The organism is Butyrivibrio sp. INlla16 (assembly GCF_900104155.1).
Lineage (GTDB): Bacteria > Bacillota > Clostridia > Lachnospirales > Lachnospiraceae > Butyrivibrio.
The window spans coordinates 39,171-59,102 of record NZ_FMYB01000016.1; the positions used below are offsets into that span (position 1 = coordinate 39,171).

At 42.8% G+C, this 19,932-nt stretch carries 20 protein-coding genes; all 20 read right to left on the reverse strand.

The genetic code is table 11. From position 1 onward, the window contains the following. Positions 1-29 precede the first annotated feature (29 nt). Positions 30-776 carry a 30S ribosomal protein S2 gene (gene rpsB / locus BLR42_RS09315; RefSeq protein WP_091868489.1) on the reverse strand — a complete coding sequence of 249 codons (747 nt, stop codon included), beginning with the start codon at positions 774-776 and terminating at the stop codon, positions 30-32. 224 nt (positions 777-1,000) lie between these two features. Continuing rightward, positions 1,001-1,804: a hypothetical protein gene (locus BLR42_RS09320; protein WP_091868491.1), complete on the reverse strand. Its 804-nt coding sequence runs from the start codon at positions 1,802-1,804 to the stop codon at positions 1,001-1,003. A 30-nt stretch (positions 1,805-1,834) separates the two neighbouring features. Continuing rightward, entirely contained in the window at positions 1,835-3,109 is a 1,275-nt protein-coding gene (locus tag BLR42_RS09325) for a DUF6115 domain-containing protein (protein WP_091868493.1), read from the reverse strand. A gap of 70 nt (positions 3,110-3,179) precedes the next feature. Beyond that, positions 3,180-3,539: a hypothetical protein gene (locus tag BLR42_RS09330; RefSeq protein ID WP_091868495.1), complete on the reverse strand. Its 360-nt coding sequence runs from the start codon at positions 3,537-3,539 to the stop codon at positions 3,180-3,182. A 72-nt stretch (positions 3,540-3,611) separates the two neighbouring features. Further along, positions 3,612-5,195 (reverse strand): FapA family protein, encoded by a 1,584-nt coding sequence (locus tag BLR42_RS09335; RefSeq protein ID WP_091868498.1) that lies wholly within the window; start codon positions 5,193-5,195, stop codon positions 3,612-3,614. Between the two features lie 26 nt (positions 5,196-5,221). Continuing rightward, complete coding sequence (locus BLR42_RS09340) at positions 5,222-5,995, reverse strand: FliA/WhiG family RNA polymerase sigma factor (protein WP_022760142.1); 774 nt, start codon at positions 5,993-5,995, stop codon at positions 5,222-5,224. A gap of 16 nt (positions 5,996-6,011) precedes the next feature. Next, positions 6,012-6,539, reverse strand: a complete 528-nt coding sequence (locus BLR42_RS09345) for a hypothetical protein (protein WP_022760143.1) — start codon at positions 6,537-6,539, stop codon at positions 6,012-6,014. Beyond that, entirely contained in the window at positions 6,536-7,021 is a 486-nt protein-coding gene (locus BLR42_RS09350) for a chemotaxis protein CheD (RefSeq protein ID WP_022760144.1), read from the reverse strand. Before BLR42_RS09350 ends, BLR42_RS09345 begins: the two co-directional genes overlap by 4 nt. A gap of 12 nt (positions 7,022-7,033) precedes the next feature. Further along, positions 7,034-7,672, reverse strand: coding sequence for a chemotaxis protein CheC (locus BLR42_RS09355; RefSeq protein ID WP_091868500.1), 639 nt, complete (start codon positions 7,670-7,672; stop codon positions 7,034-7,036). Between the two features lie 23 nt (positions 7,673-7,695). Further along, complete coding sequence (locus BLR42_RS09360; protein WP_022760146.1) at positions 7,696-8,175, reverse strand: chemotaxis protein CheW; 480 nt, start codon at positions 8,173-8,175, stop codon at positions 7,696-7,698. 98 nt (positions 8,176-8,273) lie between these two features. Beyond that, a complete protein-coding gene (locus BLR42_RS09365) occupies positions 8,274-10,427 on the reverse strand; it encodes a chemotaxis protein CheA (RefSeq protein ID WP_091868502.1) in 2,154 nt (717 codons plus the stop codon). 59 nt (positions 10,428-10,486) lie between these two features. After that, positions 10,487-11,560 carry a protein-glutamate methylesterase/protein-glutamine glutaminase gene (locus tag BLR42_RS09370; RefSeq protein WP_022760148.1) on the reverse strand — a complete coding sequence of 358 codons (1,074 nt, stop codon included), beginning with the start codon at positions 11,558-11,560 and terminating at the stop codon, positions 10,487-10,489. Next, a complete protein-coding gene (locus BLR42_RS09375) occupies positions 11,561-12,283 on the reverse strand; it encodes a flagellar brake protein (protein WP_022760149.1) in 723 nt (240 codons plus the stop codon). It abuts the gene before it with no gap. A gap of 24 nt (positions 12,284-12,307) precedes the next feature. Further along, the gene (locus BLR42_RS09380; protein WP_091868504.1) at positions 12,308-13,228 is read right to left on the reverse strand and encodes a MinD/ParA family protein; all 921 of its coding nucleotides are present in this window, start codon (positions 13,226-13,228) and stop codon (positions 12,308-12,310) included. Positions 13,229-13,275: 47 nt separating this feature from the next. After that, on the reverse strand, positions 13,276-14,580 hold the full coding sequence (gene flhF, locus BLR42_RS09385) for a flagellar biosynthesis protein FlhF (protein WP_091868506.1): 1,305 nt from the start codon (positions 14,578-14,580) through the stop codon (positions 13,276-13,278). A 1-nt stretch (position 14,581) separates the two neighbouring features. Next, positions 14,582-16,648 carry a flagellar biosynthesis protein FlhA gene (flhA, locus tag BLR42_RS09390; protein WP_091868508.1) on the reverse strand — a complete coding sequence of 689 codons (2,067 nt, stop codon included), beginning with the start codon at positions 16,646-16,648 and terminating at the stop codon, positions 14,582-14,584. 223 nt (positions 16,649-16,871) lie between these two features. Then, positions 16,872-18,020: a flagellar biosynthesis protein FlhB gene (gene flhB, locus BLR42_RS09395; RefSeq protein WP_022760153.1), complete on the reverse strand. Its 1,149-nt coding sequence runs from the start codon at positions 18,018-18,020 to the stop codon at positions 16,872-16,874. Next, positions 18,007-18,786 (reverse strand): flagellar biosynthetic protein FliR, encoded by a 780-nt coding sequence (locus BLR42_RS09400; RefSeq protein WP_091868510.1) that lies wholly within the window; start codon positions 18,784-18,786, stop codon positions 18,007-18,009. Before BLR42_RS09400 ends, flhB begins: the two co-directional genes overlap by 14 nt. Before the next feature lie 14 nt (positions 18,787-18,800). Further along, complete coding sequence (fliQ, locus tag BLR42_RS09405) at positions 18,801-19,070, reverse strand: flagellar biosynthesis protein FliQ (protein ID WP_022760155.1); 270 nt, start codon at positions 19,068-19,070, stop codon at positions 18,801-18,803. Between the two features lie 10 nt (positions 19,071-19,080). Further along, positions 19,081-19,905 (reverse strand): flagellar type III secretion system pore protein FliP, encoded by an 825-nt coding sequence (gene fliP, locus BLR42_RS09410; RefSeq protein WP_242879290.1) that lies wholly within the window; start codon positions 19,903-19,905, stop codon positions 19,081-19,083. Positions 19,906-19,932: the final 27 nt, after the last annotated feature.

Consider the following 19,932-nt stretch of genomic DNA (forward strand, 5'->3'; position numbering starts at 1 on the left):
TATTTTTCAAATAATATTCTGAATAAGGATTACTCCTCAGTAGCCTCTGCAGCCTCTTCGTCTGCAACCTGCTCCTCAGATGTAAGGTTCTCTGCACCCTGGTTAGCCTCGATAACAGCGTCAGCCATCTTACCAACAAGAAGCTTTACTGCACGGATAGCATCATCATTTCCGGGAATGATGAAATCAAGCTCATCAGGATCGCAGTTTGTATCGCCGATACCGATAAGTGTAATACCAAGTGCCTCAGCTTCCTGAATGCAGATTCTTTCCTTCTTAGGATCTACTACAAAGATAGCATCAGGGATTCTCTTCATATCGCGAATTCCGCCAAGAACCTTGTTAAGCTTCTCATATTCCTTCTTGAGCTGTGCAACTTCCTTCTTGGGAAGAACATCGAAAGTACCATCTTCCTGCATCTTCTCAAGCTTCTTAAGACGATCAATTCTGCTCTGAATTGTACGGAAGTTGGTAAGCATACCACCAAGCCATCTCTCGTTTACATAGTACATACCGCAACGCTCAGCCTCAGACTTAACTGCGTCCTGTGCCTGCTTCTTAGTACCAACGAAAAGAACTGTACCACCCTGTGATGCGATTTCAAATACTGCCTTGTAAGCCTCGTCAACCTTAACAACTGACTTCTGAAGATCAATAATGTGGATACCGTTTCTCTCTGTGAAGATGTAAGGAGCCATCTTAGGGTTCCATCTTCTGGTCTGGTGTCCGAAATGTACACCTGCTTCAAGTAACTGTTTCATAGATACAACGCTCATGTTATTACCTCCATTTGGTTAATCTTCCGCATTTCTTTGCTCTTTTAACCCAAAGGGGCGTTAAATCCTTTGGAAAGCTATCACCCTATCCATGTCAGACACCGGATGAAATCTGGAAATACGTGTTTATTTGCTACACTGTCAGCTAAAAATGGGCATAAAAAAGCCCAAATGCTCACAGCTTCATAAGAATACCATGATTTTGGGCTTTTGACAAGACATTTTTATTTTGTAATTATTGATGTGATCTCCTCAAAGGAAGCACCTCGAGGGATCTGTTTCGTTCCGGATCGTATAAATCTGTCCTTCCCGGTACTTATAAGGTAGTTATTATACTCAACTCCGTCAGTAATAATTCCTGCCTCTCTTAAAATTCTGGCACAGTCATCCGAATCGCTGCCGCTTGGCAAAACAACAACCACATAATTTGTATCACTGCTGTTTGCCACCTGAGAAGTTTCTGAACTCTCATTTGAAGAATCGTTTGTAGAAGCAGCTTCACTTACTGAGGCTTCTTCCGGAGCAATTTCCGCCTCGTCTGTTGAAGTTTCTGTTTCTGAAGTTTCTGTTTCTGAAGTTTCTGCTCCTGTTTCTTCGGCTTGAAGAGTTTCTGTGGAAGCTGTTTCAGAAGCGTTATCCGAAGCGAGCTTAACATCTTCTTCGGCTGAAATGCTTTCACTGCTTTCTCCAGTCGGTTCGCTCTCCTGCGTCTTTTCATCCACTTCAGGAACTGATTCACCTGCTGCAGACTCGTCTTCGTGGATTTCTTCAAATATTTCTTCTCCTTTTTCATCCACTTGCGAATCGGATGCAGTGTTATTGGCTTCATCGATTACCTCCGAATTCTTAGCCGTCTCCGAATAGCTTGACAACGTACTTTCGGCTTCAACCATCCCGAGCTGCTTAGCCCTCTTTATTATTTCCTCATCACTCATTTTGGCAGTACGTTTTCCAAGCGCAATACCCATTATCACAGCTGTAAGGACAATTCCGAGACCAAGTCCCCTTAAATAATATTTTAGTTTCATGATAACTCTTTCATTCCCCCAAAACCGCTGTTACATTATTGAACTGCGGTTTTTCTTATGTTTTCCGGCAAGATCTATTACAAGCTTAACCTCTCCTATGCCAAGTCTCAGTTCTCTCGCAATGACTACCGCTGACTTTCCTGCCTTATGCATATCAAGTATTTTCTGATTTCTTGAAGCGGGATCACTTATTACATCATTATTCGGAACAACCACCTCTTCAATAGTCTTTTTCCTTGTAGCATCAGAAATCGAAACTACCTTCGCAGGCTTTTCAACCTGAGCAGGCACCTCTTCCATCGGGATTTGTTCAGTAGAATCATCTACAGCAACAGCAGTCTGAATTTCAGGCTGTACGAGGGGAGTGTTCTCAATAACCTCATCAGCAATATCATCAAGAAAATTATTCTCATCTGAATCCGGCCAATATTGTGAACGAAGTTCCATTGGCTCGTTATCATAATACTCCAGTTCTTCCGGCATAGCCTGGGCTGCGCTTTCAGGCTCCGAACCTATTACTCTGTTCTGAGTCTTTTTAGCTGCAACAGCATCAGCTCTGTCAAGAATATCGGCAAGTGATGAAAACTGCGGTGCTGATTCCTCCTGCACCCCTGCCTCAATCTCCGCCTGCTTTGCTTCTTCCTGTAATCTGGCCTGTCTTGCGGTTTCTTCTTGTAACTTAGCCTGTCTTGCGGCTTCTTCCTCAGCGCGTAGTCTTGCTTCTTCCTCAGCTGCTTTTCTTTTTGCTTCAGCCTCTATCTCAGCTCTTCTGCGCGCTTCCGCTTCACGCTCTGCCTGTCTTCTTTCTTCCTCTTCGCGCAGAGCCTGTTCTCTGGCCTGAGCCTCCAGTTCAACCTGTTTTTTGGCCTCTTCCTCAAGCTCAGCCTGCCTTTTAGCTTCTGCTTCCTTTACTTCCTTGGTAGCACGATTAGCCTCAGAAACAGTGTTTTTGAGGTTCTTGTGCTTGTCATTAAGCATATCATACATAAAAACTACTTCATCATGATTTTTATGGATATCATTCATGACAGTATCTGAATATTCGCTTATGGCAGACATCTTCTCGTTGGTTACCCTGTCCATTGCACGCTCGGCCTTATTAATTGCCTCCTCCATGCAATCATCAAGCATCTCATCGATTTGTCCCTGAGAATTCTTGATTGCTTTGGAAACCATATCATTTATCTTCTGATTGGTTCTGTCAAAATCGAAACCGTCTGCCTCTTTGCCACCCGGAATCAGATACCCTATTATAACCGCCAGGACTCCGGCGGCGATTAAAATTATTTCCGTGACACTTATCATAACATCCCCACTCGAGCAAAAGTATCCCGCTCCTCCGTAACGAAATACACTATCTAGTATTATAAAGTGTTCAGATTTTGAAGTCAAACCCCGAGGAAATATGCATATCCAAAGGCTTTCCATCAGACCCTATAAGGGTTTCCGACAGTTTTTCAAGCTCCTCGGGTGTTCTATACTTGTTTTTACCTTTTCCGCCATTTCCAAAGTACTCATTTTTTCCTTTTTCTTTGGCATCGTGTTTTTCTTTTTCCTGCTGGGAGACATCTTCTTTCTTAATCACAGAATTGGATTTCTGATCAACTTCTTTGTTGAATTCAGTCTGGAAGGCATTCTGATCAGTGAAGACTTTGTTGTCTTCATTTTGCTTAATCTGTGAAAAATCGTTGGTTCTTAAAACATTGCCCTGGAAATCAATTCTGTTAATCGACATATTTACCTCCCTTCTCCCGCAATATATCTCCCCTTTCTATAATTATTATATCGTACCAAAACGCTAAAAACATTATATTGGCCCGGTTTTTACATATCCATCCCTAAGTTCAAACCTACAATAGGTAGATTCTGTTTTAAGTGTTGTCTGCTGATCTCCGATATGAATTGTAATTCCCGGATAAGCAGTGCCTTCAACTACGACGTAAGCATCCTTTGAATCGGCAAGCTTTTGCTGAAGTTGCTCAAGTTCCTTATTGTTCTTTTCAATCTGAGATACCAGAACTTTATTCATAGTGATAAGCTGCTGGGCCTGCCTGGTCTGTTCCGGTGAAAGCTGTCCACCTGTTTTAAGTCTTTTTGTAATAGATTCTACAGTCGGCTTTATTGTAACCAGACGCTTAGTAGAATCTGCAACCGCCTTTTGAAGCTCTCTTATCCTTACCTTGATATTAGGGTCTGCACCGACTTCAATAATAGTTGTGGCACCCATATCGCTTCCGAGATCCTTCGCGGTTATCTTATCAGTAGCTGTAACTCTGCCGCCTGCAATAAATCCCTTTTTACCGGAAACATTGATTTCCGTTCCGGAAGAAACATTTGAATGAAGGATACTCTCGCTTGTAACACTTCCTTTCGCTGTTACTTTCGAATTTTCAATAAACTTGGTAACAATATTACCTCCGGCTTTTATTTCTCCTTTACCCATACCGTTAATGCCGCGTTCCAGAATAATATCGCTTCCGGCATTTAAGCTGGCACCTTCAACAACACCTTTCACGATAATATTGGCACCTGCTTTAATCGAAAAACCTGAAGCTACAGTTCCCTTTACTACCACACTTCCGTCATAATTTATATTTCCCGTCGAGACATCAACGTTTTCAAACTCTATAACGTTGCTTACCGTAACTTTACCGTCTTTCAGAGTTACATGCCCATCTGCATTGGCATACAAAACGAGCCCATCCTCGGAAAGATAAGTATTTTTGCCCGGAACAAGCTTTAATGCCTTTACGGGATGAGGATTCAAAATCTCGCCATAAATATTCTGTCCGGGATCTCCGGGATCTTCGGGCGTTAGTATGGCAAGCTGCTCGCCTTTATGTACATGGTTAATAATATTCAGATTAAAATAGTCAACACTACCGTCTTCACGCATAGTGGGTTTCGCATGCAAATCCGTCTTGAAAGTATAATCAACCTTCGCATTGGTCCCTTCTCTTGTTTTTGACCCTTTTGCCACCACGATTTCCTTGCAATATTCTCTATCAGAGAAATAGTTGCTTATAGCTTCAGAATCTATCCCAAATACAATATTTCTGTACGCAAGATCTTCGATAAACTCCTTAGGGCTCATCTCCTCTGCACCTTCGGAAGGCGCATAAAAAAATGCCGAGGCCTCCATACGGTCACGGGAAATAGTGAGCCTGTAGCTCTCTCTTTCCGGGAAAGCCGCGTTGTCGTTTAAAACAACAAGCTCTCCTGTCGCTTGCGTAACAGCCTCGTTCAGCACTTGTGGTCTATAGCTTATTGATCTTTCATCAAGGTATTCCTTGATATCATCATATTGAAGGGCTTCTCCGAAATCTGTAGGCGGAAAAACCTTTATACCGGTCGTAGTGGGCATAGTGATTAGTTGAAAATAACCGTTCATTCATACCCTCCTGTCAATTAGCCCCTTTAGCCAAGTTGTGTAAGTATGCCCATGTACTTTCCGAGTTTTTCTCTCATTTTTTGCAGAGCTCTCGTATGCAACTGTGAAACTCTGGACTCGGAAACCTCAAGCACATTGCTTATTTCCTTTAGTGTCAGTTCTTCGTAATAATACAAAAGAATAACTTTCTTCTCTTTATCGGTAAGAAGAGCCAGACTTTCGGCAAGCATCTTCTTAAGTTCTTCTTTTTCAATTGCTTCCTCGGGTTTTTCAAAACTCGAGGCAAGATTATTGGTATCCTCCGGAACATCGCTTCCCTGTTCCATAAATTCATTGAGAGAAACAACACCGGTAACCTTCATCTGATTCTGCCAGTTTACATACTCATCATCGGAAATACCGAGTTTCGAAGCTATCTCCGTATCAGTCGCAGGATGCCCCTGTTCTTTTTCAATCTCATGTATCGCCGCCTCAATTTTTTTCTGCTTCTGGCGGATGGTTCTGGGAATCCAGTCCATCTTCCTTATCTGATCAAGAATCGCACCTCTTATACGGACGCTTGCATAGGTTTCAAATTTGACATCCTTCATAAGGTCAAACTTATCTATGGCGTCAATCAGACCAAAAATACCATACCCAACAAGATCGTCATACTCAACGTTGAAGCCAAGGTACATGGAAAGTCGCCCCGCCACCAGTTTCACAAGCGGAGCATACTCCAAAATAAGCTTCTCTCTAAGTTCAGGTGCTTTATTCTTATGATATTCATTCCAAAGCTTACTTCTTCCAGTCTCATCCATAAGCTAACAGTCCCTGTCAAAATTCCGAAAAGTCTTCCCCGACTACGAAATCATCGCTTTCTCCGAATGGATTATACTCATTCGGTGTATTTTGGTTTTCTGTTTCTTCATCTGCCAAAGCAGCAGCCTCCTCAGCAGCCAGCCTCTCAGCTTCGGCCTGCGCCTCAGCTTCGGCAGCAGCAAGTTCATCGGCTTCTCTTTGAGCTATAGCCTCTTCCTGAACAAGAATTGCATCTTCTTTGGCTCTGTTCAAATTGTCAAAATGACTGACAATCAGCTCAAAAAATCTACCCACCACGAAAAAAACAGCCAATGATAAAAGAAGAGTTTTAATCCAGGCTCCGATTTCGTAATGCTGCAGAAGTGTGAATATCGCCATGAATCCACCTCCAAGCAGCATAACGAAAGCGGTAATAAGTCTGGTCTTAGGAGCTTCGGTAATAACCCTTGTCTCCCTATGAAATTTTCTTTCTTTTTTCTTCTCTTCCGGCTTTTCTTCGCTGGCCTCTACTATTTTCTCTTCAGTAATCTCTTCAGCACTCATATCGTCTTTTCCGGTTTTCCTACTGCTCTAATGACAAAGTTGCCGTTCTCTGGATAGAAAATAACAGTACGTCCGTAAGAATCTCCGGTATCCTGTGCCAAAATAGGAATACCCAGTTCTTTTAGTTTTTTAATCGTAGCTGCTACATTTCGTTCTCCCACGCGCATGGTAGCATTGCCGGAATTAAACGCAAACATCTGGGCGCCACCGGCTATCTTTGCCACAAGGCGTGATTTATTGGCACCTTTAGCCACTACCTGCTTTATAAGTTCATCAATTCCTGTATCCGCAAATTTCGGAATATTGGAATTGTTTTTTATTTCTTTAGAATCAGGTAGCATAATATGTGCCAAACCGCCAATTTTCGTTACCGGATCCCTTACAGCAATCCCTACACAGGAGCCAAGTCCAAGTGTCGTGATACCGTCAGGAGAGACGCAAATATTAAGATCGGCCATACCAACCTTGATTATTTGACTCATTCACTTAGCTCCTTATCCACTAATTGTGACATCTCCCATTCCAAGAGATGAAAGTATCTTGCTGTAACCATCCATATCAGGCAGAAGAATGAAATATCCGCTCAGTGTCTCGGTGTCAAAAAAGCTTGTCTCAATAAGAAGAATCTTGTCACCCATCATACCAAACTCAATAGCAGGCACAGAAAGTATTGCTCCCGCCATATCAATGGCAACAAACGGTACTGAAGGCAGCAACTTAAGATTAGTAATCATGGAAAGTGCATTCAGATAAGAGCCTGTAATAATGTTACCCACTTCCTTGATTGCTGAAAGCTCCGTATCATCAAAAGGGACTGTTTCGTCCTTGTCTTTAATGCCCATAAGCATATTAACAAGATGTCTGGCTGCTTTCATACCCAGAAGGAACATAATACTTCCGTTAATGTCCCCTTCAACGCTCAGATAAATGCCTGTCATAATCTGTTCAGCACCACCCATCAGGTCTCCGACGTCCTTAAAATCAAGAAGTCTTACCTGTGGTACAGACATATCAACCTTAGTATTAAGCATCTGTGCAAGAGCTGTTGTAGCATTTCCTGCGCCGATGTTGCCCAGCTCTTTTAAGACATCATAATACTGGCTGGACAGATTCTCCAAACTCATTTCACTCAAAGGTCTTCCTCCTTCAAATACTCTTAAGCCTTAGCCTTGTCATCTTCCATCTCTACCATTCCAAGATCAAGAATGGAGACAAGCCCACCTTCATATTTTCCAACACCGCTTATGAAACTGTTAAGCTTTTTGCCCTTATCGGCACTGTAGGTTACCTTCTCAATACTCTTACTTCCAAGAGTAAGAACCTGATTAACCTGATCTACAATAATTCCAATAAGAGTATCTTCCTCAGCCTTAAGAATGATTATTCTGCTCTTGTCCGTTATCTCATCCGGTTCCATATCCATCTTGAGTCTGAGGCTCATTACAGGAACAATGACACCACGAATGTTGATAACGCCCTTAAGGTAATGCGCTACCTGTGGAACCCTTGTGATCTGCTGCATACGTACAATGTTATCAATATATTTGATATCTATTCCATACTGTTCGTCGCCAAGCCTGATGATAATATACTGAATCAGTTCGCCGACATCCTGAGTATCTCTTAATTCATTCATAATATTATCCTTTCTTCAATCGGAAGTTCTGCTCTCGCTTTGCTCGCCAGAACAAAGTAGTACACTAAGCTCGAAAAAACCTCGCTAAGTGATTACTTTTATGCTAACTGATTTGTATCCAGGATCAGAGCTATCTCGCCATCACCAAGTATTGTTGCGCCACTTATCATACGGCACTTATTCATGTATCTGCCAAGAGGCTTGATAACAATTTCCTGCTGTCCCATGAGTTCATCAATTACAAGACCAAACTGCTGATCACCTTTTCTTGTGATAACAACAACAAGATCTTCATCCTCATTCTTCGTGCTCTCTGTTTCAAGAGCTCTGCTTACACGAATAATAGGAGTTACACTTCCGCGAAGATTAATAACCTCCTTATTCTCAACTGTTTTAATGTCGGTCGGAGCAACGTCCTCAATACTCTGAATTGAATCAAGCGGAATTGCATATTTCTCACCGCCAACTACAACCATCAGAGCCTGAATGATAGCAAGTGTCAGAGGCAGTCTGATCTGCCAGGTACTTCCTTCTCCAAGCTTTGTCTTAACACTTACTTCACCGGATAGGGACTCAATCTTTGACTTAACAACGTCAAGACCTACGCCACGTCCTGATACTTCAGTAACCTGCTTTGCTGTGGAGAATCCGGGATGGAAAAGGAAATCCACGCACTGCTGCTCTGTAAGTGAAGCTGCTTCCTCAGGTGTTACGATACCTTTCTCAATAGCTTTGTTCTTAACTATTTCAGCATCAATACCGTTACCATCGTCACCAACTTCGATAACTACGCTGTTACCATCCTGGAACGCATGCAGGAAAATATGACCTTCTTCGGTCTTTCCTCTCTCGGCACGAAGTTCTGCGGACTCAATACCGTGATCGGCACTGTTACGCAACAAGTGCATCAGAGGATCACCGATTTCATCAACCACGGTTCTGTCCATTTCAGTATCTTCACCGGTCATGGTCAGTTCCATTGTCTTGCCAAGCTGCTTATTAAGATCTCGAATCATACGAGGGAATTTCTGGAGTACGCTCTCGATAGGTACCATTCGAACTTTCATGACAGATTCATGAAGATTGGTAGTAACGCTTTCCAGATATTCTATCTGCTCGTTTACATTGCCACTTACAATTCCTGCTGAATTTGCTGCAGATATCAAAGAGTTCTTCGCAATGATAAGCTCACTTACCAGGTTCATGAGGACATCCAGTTTATCGATATCAACACGAACTGTGCGGTTAACAACAGGCTTACCAACAGGCTTCTTGCCTCCGGCATCCTTAGCCGGTGCCTTCTCTGCAGGCTTAGCTGCAGGCGCGGCTGGTGCTGCAGGAGCAGCTGCTGCGGGTGCAGGTGCTGCTGCGGCTGCAGGTGCTCCTGCTGCGGGTGCTGCTTCCTCCGTGCTGGCTGCTGCATTAGGATCATAATCACCTATCTCGCAGTCCTCAATTTCAGAAACGCTCTTTACTATTTCTTTGATTTTTTCCTTATCTTCTTCGTCTGTAGAAATGATTAGACTAAAATTGAATTCAAACTTTTCATCCTCAATATCCTGGGTAGAAGGCTCGGAAACAACAAGCTCACCGATCTCCTCAATTCCCTTAAATACGAGGAATGCTCTGGCTGCCTTAAGAATGCAGCTCTCCTGTATCTTAACATTAAGGCCATAAAGCTTTTTGCCCTGACCCTTCATATCTTCCAAATTGCCCTTGGTGTCAGGATCAATCTTTATAGCTCTGTAGTCCTTTGTAGGATCAGCATCGGGTGCAGGTCCTCCTGCTGCGGGCGCTGCTGCAGGTGCTGCTTCTGCTGCAGGTGCCGCTTCTGCTGCGGGCGCTGCGGGTGCTGCTCCTCCGCCTGATGCTCCGGCTCTGATATCAGCCAAAGCCTTGATAATATTAGCATTTTCCTCAGTTCCTTCGTCCTGTGACTCTGTGATATTATCCACATAAGCCTGTATTGCATCCAGACACTGGAACAAAGTGTCGATCATGCTTGAATCGATTTTGAGTGTGCCGTTACGCACATCAGAAAATACATCTTCCATATCATGGGTAAGATTCTGCATGTTCTTATAACCCATGGTACCTGCCATTCCTTTCATGGAATGCGCAGAACGGAAAATTTCATTAATACAATCCTCGTTCTCCGGATCCTGCTCCAACTGCATGATGCTGTCATTCAGTGTTTGCAGATGCTCCTTTGCTTCGTCGAGAAAGACGCCTAGATACTGAGAAACATCCATAATCCCTTTACCTCCATAAGAAAACCCTCACGCAGGCGTCAGAAATCAGGAAAAGCTAGTCATCGAACACCTACGTTCATAATGATTTCCTGGGCTACGTCATCAAGCGTAACGACCTGATTAACGAGACCAGCTGTTGCCAATGCCTTAGGCATGCCATAAACTGTGCAGGATGCTTCATCCTGACCAATGACATGTACCTTCTTAACCGATTTCAGATTTTTAATTCCCTCAGTACCGTCAGCACCCATTCCGGTGAGTACCACGCAACAAATTGAGTCGTAATCGGAATCCATAAGTGACTCATACATAAAGTTTGCACATGGTCTTACACCTTCTCTTGTGGGACCGTCCACATAGTGAATGGTGTGCTTTCCACCGGAGGTCAATACATGCATATGCTTTCCGCCTCTCGCGATATAGACGGTGCCGGCCTGAAGAACATCTCCTTCGGCTGCTTCCTTAACCGTAACCTCAGATAAGGAATTAAGTCTCTCAGCAAGGGATGCTGTAAAGCCTTCCGGCATGTGCTGTACAAGTACAACCGGTGTTTTAAGATTTTTGGGAAGTTTGGGAATAACCGCCTGAAGCGCACGAGGCCCACCCGTAGAACTTGCAATCGCAACGATACGATTACCTGTGACCTTGTCTGCATGCTTAGCGACAATATCCACCATCTTGCGAGAGGCTTTGATTTCATCAATTGAAAAAGCCTTCGCACTAACCGGCGCTTTTGAATCGCAAACTGCTGCGAGAGTTCTTGTAAGCGTCGTAGTGAAATCATCGCCGCGGCAATCCGAGGCGCGATCCGGTTTGTGAATAAAATCAAGGGCGCCGAGTTCCAAACAGTCGAGGGTAACCTTCGCCCCTTCCTTAGTATCTGTGGAACACATCATAACTTTCACCCTTATTTTATTTTTGTTAATCTCCTTGAGTAACGTAATTCCGTCCATGCGAGGCATGTTGATATCAAGAATACATGCATCATATGAATTTTTCTTCAGCAACTCAAGGGCTTCAACTCCGTCTTTAGCCTTATCTACAACCTGAAATCTTGAATCTGAATTAACTATATCACTAAGTACGGTTCTCATGAGTGCAGAGTCATCAACTAATAAAATTTTTTTCGACATTTAGTTTTGCTTCTTTCTAATTTTTCGTTCTTCCTCAAAGATAAAATGTATGATATCTTCTCTGGAAGTTTCGTCAATGTAGCTGTACTGTATGCGGTGCTCATACAGTCCCGGCCTGTTTTCGAGTTCCTGTACCCGAAGTACGGTGCACACCATCTCGTACTCCACATTATTAATGTTTCCGGGTAAGCGATATGAACAGTAAATCGTACTGCCCTCTTCATATTGGAAATTAGCGACAAATCGTAAACCACCGCCGCTGATATCCACTATTACACTTCGCTGAAGAGGCTTATTCGTCCCAAGCAGAAGTCCCCAATTTCGTCTTATAGCTTCCACTTCCTCCTCAGAGAATATCCTCGACCTCAGTTCCAACGCACAACTAAATCTGTAGTATTCTCTTCTCTGTAACCTCTGAAGGTTGCTCAGAAGATCAAGGACCAGAATATAGACATTGTTACTTCGATATCTGTCTATGATTCTTCCATAACACTGGAACAGTCCCCTTGAGCTGTAAAAGCACAAACTGTATTCACCGTCCACGGGAAGTAATACCAACTTCCCCTTGTCCATCGGCATGAGTACTTCAATTCTGTCCTCCGACAAAACATCGGTAATCTTGCTTAGGTGAATTTTCTTCGTGCGGCTGTCATCGTCCATCCAGACCTTCCCGATGGCCTTCAGTTCAATTTTGTTGCCTGGCGCAATATAGTCCGCAAGCATACAGGTACCCCTCTTACCTTTTATTTATTGACCGGATGCTTTGTCTCCGGTATTTTTCACCGAGTTCAATTTGCGACCTGTAATAATATGTGAAAAAAACGCTGCCATACCCCTTGGCTTATATTTTTCACTCTCCGTTTTCTTCACAAGATCAGCTGCAATCTTTTCAAAAGATTTGGCTGACTTTGAATTAGGATACTGTATTGAAACCGGTGATTGCTGCATAACACCGCGAGCCAACATCTGATCCTGTGGAATAGCTCCCAGATATGTAAGCGGAAGCTTTAAATATCTGGCAACTACAGCATTTAATTTATTAAATAACTGTTGTCCCTCCTCTGCGGAATTAACCCTGTTGGAAACAACTTTAATCATCGTATTGTCTCTGGAAAATCTCTCCTGCTGGTTTAATGCCTTAAGCAGAGAATACGAATCCGTTATCGATGTGGGTTCCGGAGTGGTAACAAGTATTATTTCTCCACTTGCTACGAGGAACTCCATAACTGCACTCGAAATACCCGCACCGGTGTCAATTATTATTGTATCTGCAATAGCATCGAGCTCAGCAAGATTAACGATAATATCAACCAGGTATTTTCTTTCCAGATTATACATACCCGAGATTCCCGATCCTCCGGATATAAATCCGACTCCTTCGGGCCCCCAGGTAATAATGTCCTTTATATTCTTATGCTGGTAAATCAAATCGCTAAGATTATGTTTGGGCACGGTTCCAAACATAATCTCTATATTGGCAAGACCGAAATCCGCGTCAAGAATGATGACTCTCTGTCCCATTCTTCTAAACTGTATCGCCAGATTTATTGAAACATTTGATTTTCCTACGCCTCCCTTACCGCTCGTAACCGTTATGATTCTGGCGAGGGGTCTCTGTGGGGCATGTTCTGCTTTTATAATTTCTCTTAGCTGTTGTGCCTGATCCATAAAAATAATCCTGTTTCTATTCTATCAAAATATGCAAAAATCATCTACTATTTTCCGCCAAGAAGCCCCTTAACACTTCTCTGTGCATCAAAGACGGCAATATCGCTCGGAACGTTCTGCCCGTTAGTTATATATGACATAGGTGCCCCCGTGTGCATATGTATATTGTACAGATTTCCGGCTGAGCTTGTCTCGTCCATCTTGGTGAAAATCAGTTTATATTTCACGAGCTCCGAATATCCGTCAGCTATCTCAATAAGATCCCTGTATTTGGTTGTTGCGGAAAGTACGAGATAGTTTTCGGTTTCTACGCATTCTTCAAGTGCATTTATAAAACCTATCATTGTCATCTTCTGCTCTTCGTTATGAAGGCTGTGGCCTGCCGTATCAACCATGAGGTAATCATAATCCTTGAAATCCTCAGCTGCCTGCTTCATCTCTTCAACAGAATAAATAACTCTGAAGGGTATATCCATAATGGTCGCATAAGTACGAAGCTGCTCAGCGGCAGCAATTCTGTAGGTATCAACTGTCAACAGTGCTACCTTCTTCTTTCTGTTTATGCATAGATCCGAAGCCAGTTTCGCAATTGTTGTAGTCTTACCTACGCCGGTGGGACCTATGAAAATCTCAGCTATCGGGCCATCCTGGCTCTCCTTGATTCTGCTGGCCGGTCCAAATTTAAGTACCATTTTCTGATAAACATTGGCAAGAACATATTCCATCGGAATATTGGGTTTACTTACCTTTTCAACCTCATCGGTAAGCTGATTTGCATAAATCTCATCAACCTCATTTTCTATCAGAGTATTGTATAATACACGGACAAATGAGAGCGTCTCTTCCGATACAGTGTTCTTTTCCTCACGTATATCCGACTGTTCCTCAGAATACAGGTCAGTTTTCACATCATCCTTCTCGTTTTTGAGATTTTGCTCAAGAAGGTTATGAAGACTATCCAGTTTTTCCTCGATTGCACTGCTCTCCTCCTGCAAGACATGCTCCTTTATCGGCTCACGTTTCTGCGTTGCAGGGGGCTGAGAAGCTGAAGACACTTTTAGCGGAGGAATCTCTCCCTCTGCCTGGGCCTTTAACAGTTTGTCTGCCATCGATACAGGTTTACTTGGTCTTACTGTCTTAGTATCCTTTGTAGGCTTAACAGACCTCGTTATCTTCGATGGTTCATCTTCAAGCGCTACCGTAACCTCTATTTTTGAGGGAGCAAAAATAGAAAAAAAGCCACTCTTTTTAACCGGTCTGACATTCATTATTACAATGTTGTCTCCCAGCTCTTTCTTTGCAATTTCTGTAGCATCCGATTCAGTTTTTCCGGTAAATTTTTTAATAATCATATTATGCCGCTACCATTCCTACAGACTGCATTTCTACATTAGGTTCAACTTCGTTGTATGAAAGAACAATAAGGTCCTTATAATAATCTTCCGTCATCTTCTTAAAGTACATTCGAACTATCGGTGATGTCATGATAATGGGTATCATTCCGGCATCCTCAAGCTTTTTAGCCTGCTCACCGACAGACTTGAGTATTGCCTTGGTTCTGGTGGGATCAAGTGTAAGATATGCGCCTGTTTCTGTCTGCTTAACAGATTGCATTATCTCCTGTTCTATCTTAGGATCAAGAGTTATGACACTTGTTGTTTCACCCGGATAGAAATACTTGTTGGAAATCGCTCTTCTGAGGCTTTGCCTTACATACTCAGTCAGGATATCGCTATCGTGAGTAGACGGCGCATAATCAGCCAGTGTCTCAAAAATTGTAACAAGATCTCTTATGGAAATACCCTCCGAGAGCAGATTCTGAAGAACCTTCTCGATCTCACCAAGGCTCATAAGCTTAGGTACAAGTTCATCTACCAGTGCAGGGTTATTCTCCTGAAGATTGTTAACAAGATTCTGAACATCCTGTCTTGTGAGAAGCTCTGCAATATGGTTTCTGATAACCTCCGTCAGATGAGTTGCAATTATTGAAGGCGGATCAACTACAGTATACCCCAGTGATTCCGCACGCTCTCTCTGACTCTCCGTTATCCAGGTTGCCGGTAAATGGAAGGAAGGCTCAAATGTAGGAATACCCGTTATCTCCTCCTCGACATTCCCGGGATTCATCGCCATGTAGTGGTCAAACAGAATCTCACCGTCGCTCACCTGAATTCCCTTAATCTTAATGATATATTGGTTGGGATTAAGCTGAATATTATCGCGCAGGCGAATAATCGGAACCACGGTACCAAGTTCCAGTGCAATCTGTCTACGTATCATAACAACTCGGTCGAGAAGGTCACCGCCCTGATTTACATCAGCAAGCGGGATAATCCCGTATCCAAATTCAAGCTCAATAGGATCAACCTGAAGAAGGCTTGTAACATTTTCAGGCTGTCTGATCTCCTCTGCCTGCTGTTCTTCTTCAGCCATAACCTCTTCCTCAGTCTGTCCGATTTTTGACTCTCTGTCCATAAGGAAACCCAGTCCCGCTATAAGACCTCCGAGCGGTATATATAAAATATTAGGAAGCGGTGTAAATACGCCCAAAGCAGCCACTACTCCGCCAACCAGATACAATGTTTTGGACATGGAAAAGAGCTGCCCAATAAGAGCAGGTCCAAAGTCTGCTTCCTTGCCGCCTTTTGTAACAAGAATACCTGTGCTTAGCGACACAAGAAGTGAAGGTATGGAACTTACAAGTCCGTCACCCATTGTAAGGATGGAATATTTATCAAGTGCATCCGTTACAGGCATCCCCTGCCTGAGTACCCCCATCAGGATACCACCGACAATATTTATTATGGTGATAATAAGTCCTGCAACCGAGTCTCCTTTTACATACTTCGTAGCACCGTCCATTGCTCCGAAGAAACTCGCTTCATTCTGGATCTTCTCACGTCTCTCTTTTGCTTCCTGATCTGTGATAGCTCCCGTGTTAAGATCGGCATCAATAGCCATCTGTTTACCGGGCATAGCATCCAGTGTGAATCGAGCCGATACTTCAGCGACACGCTCAGAACCTTTGTTGATAACCATGAACTGAACAAGAATAAGCATTCCGTACACAATCGCACCAATGATAAGATCTCCGGCTCCTACGAAAGATCCGAATACCTCAATAACCCTTCCGGCATCTCCTCCAGTGAGTATAAGACGCGTAGATGATACGTTAAGTGCAATACGGAAAATTGTGGTGAACAAAAGGATAGTCGGGAAGAATGACATATCCAGTACTTCCTTGGAAAACATGGCTGTAAAAAGTATCACAAAAGAAAGTGACAAATCCATCGCCAGAAGCGTATCCATCAGCCACGTAGGAATAGGGATAATGAGCATCATAATAGCTGCAACAAAATAAAGCGCTACTCCATAATCAAAAGCACGCTTTCTTATTGTTTCAAGCAAGCCTGAATTCATGATTATCCCCCTTTCCCCATTTTTTCATAATTATACATAATTAGTATAGCGCATACCATATATTGTGTTCAAGAGAAAAATGGGACACAAGTTTAGAGGAAGTTCTGCTCTACTCTGTATGACATCTCACCAGACTCGAAAAAACCTCGTCAGGTGATCTGCACATCGCTATCGCTCGCCAGAACAAGGTAATTACTAAGCTCGAAAATACCTCGCTAAGTAATTACACTTTTCCTTGCAGGTGATATACAAATGCCAGAACCTCAGCAACTGCCTGATACAGCTCCGGCGGGACAAACTCTCCGACTTCCACATTTGCATAAAGCATACGGGCAAGAGGCTTATTTTCAACTATTTCTATGCCATGTTCCTTGGCAACATCTTTGATTCTCTGAGCCAGATAATCCTCACCCTTTGCTACAACCTTAGGCGCATCGTAAAGATCAGCATCATAAGAAATCGCAACAGCATAATGAGTAGGGTTTGTGATGACAACATCTGCCTGGGGAAGCTCCTGCATCATTCGACGCTGTGAAGCCTGCATCATTCGGCGACGCTGCTGTCCTTTGATCTGAGGATCTCCTTCTGTATTCTTGTATTCATCTTTTACTTCCTGCTTGGTCATTCTCATATCTTTCTTGAATTTCCTTCGCTGGAAGACAACATCTGCCGCCGCGATAATTACATAAATCGCAGCAATCCTTATTCCAACATCGATAACCATCGATCCCATAAGACCAATGGCCTGTTTCAAAGGCATATCATAGAGTGTAAAAAGCGACGCTGTGACACCTGTAAAATAGTTATATACAACAAAGCTTATTATGGCTATTTTGGCAATTGATTTAAAAAGCTCAAATAAAGATCTCGAAGAAAAAATCTTCTTAAAACCATTTATCGGATTAAGTTTACTGAGTTTGGGCTGAAGAGGCTTACTTGTCACCTTCCATCCAACCTGAGCAACATTAGACACAAGTCCGATAAGAAGAGCTGCAGCAAAAAAAGGCAGTGCCGTAAGAAACATGATAATTACCGCATGTTTCATCACTGCTGTAATATTCTGAAACGGAGTATTTCCGGAATGCATTATTATAATGTCCGGAATCTGAGTATATACATACTTGAACATCCCCGAAAAATTATTCCCCATATATCCGTAAAGAAGTCTGATCATAATAAAAAGCGCAAGAAGACCTGCCGCATTTCCAACCTCTCGGCTGTTAGCAACCTGTCCTTCGTTTCTCGCATCCTGCAGCTTTTTGGCTGTGGGTTCCTCGGTTTTTTCACCGCCGGGACCATCCGCAAAAAACTGCAAATCATAAGAGATCATAAGGCCATTATTAAGTTGTCCAAACTCCTCACATAAGGTCATTTATAAACTCCGTGATCATTTGTCGCATATTGGAAAATATGAAATCCGACGCATTGTAAAGCAACGTACTGGTTATATACATAATAAGCAGTCCAACGATAAGCTTGAGCTGCATACCAACAGCAAACATGTTCATCTGAGGTGCAACTCTTGCGAGCACACCCAAAATAACGTTCATCATGAATGTGACAATAAAAATCGGAAGACATATGCGAAAACCGATGATCATATACGCACTCAAAAACTTTATCATTGAGTTAAGAAGCTTATCCGAATTGAATATCGCTCCATTAACCGGTATCAGCAAAAATGAATCCGCAAGAGCCGAAACAAAGTATCTGTACAAACCGCTCACAAGCATCATAGCAAGAAATGAATACTGATAAAGACCTGCCGAAACAGGAACCTGCTCTCTTGAATTAGGGCTCATTACCTGTACCATCGAAAGTCCGACCTGCATATCGGCAACCTGTCCTGCAAGTGAAGCTATCAAAGTACATATCTGTGCCGAGTAACCTATTATAAGTCCGGTAAAGAACTCTTTCAGAACAATTATGGTGTAGCCTAATACCGTGCTATATTCGAGGGTATTCACAGGTGCAAGGCCATATAAAAGAAAAGACAGGAATACCGAAAAACAGATTTTTACCCGGTGCGGTGTATTATTCATACTAAAAAAGGGCGCAATATAAACAAACATTGTCACCCTCACAAGTATTAGCAAAAATATCTCAAGGTCACCATAGGTGAATGTGAAATCTATCAAGTCATCATCCTCCGCTAATGAATGTACAGAGAAAAATCAGACCAAATTTTTACTACATAGTTGGACAACTCAGTAAGCATCCAGTTTCCGAGAAGCATAAGCGCCAAAAAAGTAATAATTATCTTTGGCACAAATGTCAGAGTCTGATCCTGAATGGACGTAACAGTCTGGAAAATCGAAACAGAGAGACCAACTATGAGGGATACCAGAAGAACCGGCACCGCTATTTTTATAACCATGAATAAACCGTTACTCATGATGGCAGTTACATCATCTACTGTCATAGTTACCTCCTTAATAGAACGTCTTCACAAGGCTTCCGATTATCAGATTCCAGCCATCCGCAAGAACAAACAGAAGAATCTTGAACGGCATGGAAATAGTTGTCGGCGGCAGCATCATCATACCCATACTCATAAGTACCGACGATACAACCATATCTATTACTATGAATGGAATATATATCAAAAAGCCGATAATAAAAGCTGTCCTAAGCTCACTGATAAGGAAACTAGGAACCAAAACCGCATTGGGAATACTGTCCAGCTCCCCATCCCATTCAATGTCATCAATCTCCATGAAAAGTCGAACATCCTTCGTCTGAGTCTGTCCATACATAAAATTCCTGAAAGGAATCATTGCCGTGTCAAAGAATTCCTGCTGCTCTATTTCGCCCTTGTCAAAAGGAACAACTGCAGTGTCATACACCTCCTTAAGAGTCGGCTGCATAATGAAAAATGTAAGAAAAAGAGCAAGTCCGAGGAGAACCTGGTTGGGCGGTGATGTCTGCGTGGCAATAGCCGTTCTCGTAAAATGAAGCACTATGATGATTCTGGTGAAACAGGTCATCATGATAAGAAGAAGCGGTGCCAGCGAGATAAGTGTCAGGGTAATAAGGATACGAAGCGCACCGTTTATAGTCCCGTTTCCGTTATCATAGGTTACAGTGACAGTATTTGCGATATTGAGTTCTTTAAGGTCGTCTGCATCCTTAGCGGAACCCGGCTCAGTTATATTCGTCCTTTCTCCGTCCGTCCCCGTAAGATTAGTCTCCCTGTCAACAGTCGGATCTGTAGGATGCGTATCATCTATGTAAGAGGTTGATGCATATATAGTCACAGACCCACTGTTAAAAATACAAAAAGC

Excerpts from the sequence above, each read along its gene's own strand:
- BLR42_RS09330 (WP_091868495.1), bottom strand. The coding sequence starts at position 3,539 with ATGTCGATTAACAGAATTGATTTCCAGGGCAATGTTTTAAGAACCAAC.
- BLR42_RS09365 (WP_091868502.1), bottom strand. The coding sequence starts at position 10,427 with ATGGATGTTTCTCAGTATCTAGGCGTCTTTCTCGACGAAGCAAAGGAG.
- flhF (WP_091868506.1), bottom strand. The coding sequence starts at position 14,580 with ATGATTATTAAAAAATTTACCGGAAAAACTGAATCGGATGCTACAGAA.
- BLR42_RS09345 (WP_022760143.1), bottom strand. The coding sequence starts at position 6,539 with ATGAGTGCTGAAGAGATTACTGAAGAGAAAATAGTAGAGGCCAGCGAA.
- fliQ (WP_022760155.1), bottom strand. The coding sequence starts at position 19,070 with ATGACAGTAGATGATGTAACTGCCATCATGAGTAACGGTTTATTCATG.
- flhA (WP_091868508.1), bottom strand. The coding sequence starts at position 16,648 with ATGAATTCAGGCTTGCTTGAAACAATAAGAAAGCGTGCTTTTGATTAT.
- BLR42_RS09360 (WP_022760146.1), bottom strand. The coding sequence starts at position 8,175 with ATGAATGAATTAAGAGATACTCAGGATGTCGGCGAACTGATTCAGTAT.
- rpsB (WP_091868489.1), bottom strand. The coding sequence starts at position 776 with ATGAGCGTTGTATCTATGAAACAGTTACTTGAAGCAGGTGTACATTTC.
- BLR42_RS09350 (WP_022760144.1), bottom strand. The coding sequence starts at position 7,021 with ATGAGTCAAATAATCAAGGTTGGTATGGCCGATCTTAATATTTGCGTC.
- BLR42_RS09320 (WP_091868491.1), bottom strand. The coding sequence starts at position 1,804 with ATGAAACTAAAATATTATTTAAGGGGACTTGGTCTCGGAATTGTCCTT.
- BLR42_RS09325 (WP_091868493.1), bottom strand. The coding sequence starts at position 3,109 with ATGATAAGTGTCACGGAAATAATTTTAATCGCCGCCGGAGTCCTGGCG.
- BLR42_RS09340 (WP_022760142.1), bottom strand. The coding sequence starts at position 5,995 with ATGGATGAGACTGGAAGAAGTAAGCTTTGGAATGAATATCATAAGAAT.
- BLR42_RS09335 (WP_091868498.1), bottom strand. The coding sequence starts at position 5,195 with ATGAACGGTTATTTTCAACTAATCACTATGCCCACTACGACCGGTATA.
- BLR42_RS09375 (WP_022760149.1), bottom strand. The coding sequence starts at position 12,283 with ATGCTTGCGGACTATATTGCGCCAGGCAACAAAATTGAACTGAAGGCC.
- BLR42_RS09380 (WP_091868504.1), bottom strand. The coding sequence starts at position 13,228 with ATGGATCAGGCACAACAGCTAAGAGAAATTATAAAAGCAGAACATGCC.
- BLR42_RS09370 (WP_022760148.1), bottom strand. The coding sequence starts at position 11,560 with ATGTCGAAAAAAATTTTATTAGTTGATGACTCTGCACTCATGAGAACC.
- flhB (WP_022760153.1), bottom strand. The coding sequence starts at position 18,020 with ATGACCTTATGTGAGGAGTTTGGACAACTTAATAATGGCCTTATGATC.